Annotated in this window: 1 protein-coding gene; it reads left to right on the top strand. The window is 66.3% G+C overall.

Annotated elements, in window-relative coordinates; genetic code table 11:
- On the top strand, window positions 1-374 hold a 374-nt coding region (locus U9977_RS01505), incomplete at both ends, for an SDR family NAD(P)-dependent oxidoreductase (protein ID WP_322747319.1).

Here is a 374-nt window from a genome sequence, read left to right as displayed (position 1 = left end):
GCGTCCTCAGGCATCGGGAGGGCAGCCGCGCTCGCGCTCGTCGAGGCGGGGTTCGATGTGATCGGCACGAGCCGGAACACCTCGCGCGTCGCCCCTCTCCACGGGGTGACGTTCCTCGACCTCGACGTGGCCAGTGACGATTCGGTCACCGTCGTCGTCAAACGGGTGATCGAGGAGTTCGGGCAGATCGACGTCCTGGTCAACAACGCCGGTATCGGTGCAGCGGGTGCCGCCGAGGAGAGCTCCGTCGCACAGGCGCAGAGCATCTTCGACGTCAACGTCTTCGGCACGATCCGGATGACGACGGCCGTGCTGCCACACATGCGCGCCCAGGGAAGCGGGCGCATCATCAACATCTCGTCCGTCCTCGGTTT

This window comes from Protofrankia sp. Cas8 (assembly GCF_963555845.1).
Lineage (GTDB): Bacteria > Actinomycetota > Actinomycetes > Frankiales > Frankiaceae > Protofrankia.
This window is presented reverse-complemented; position numbering and strand designations above follow the sequence as displayed.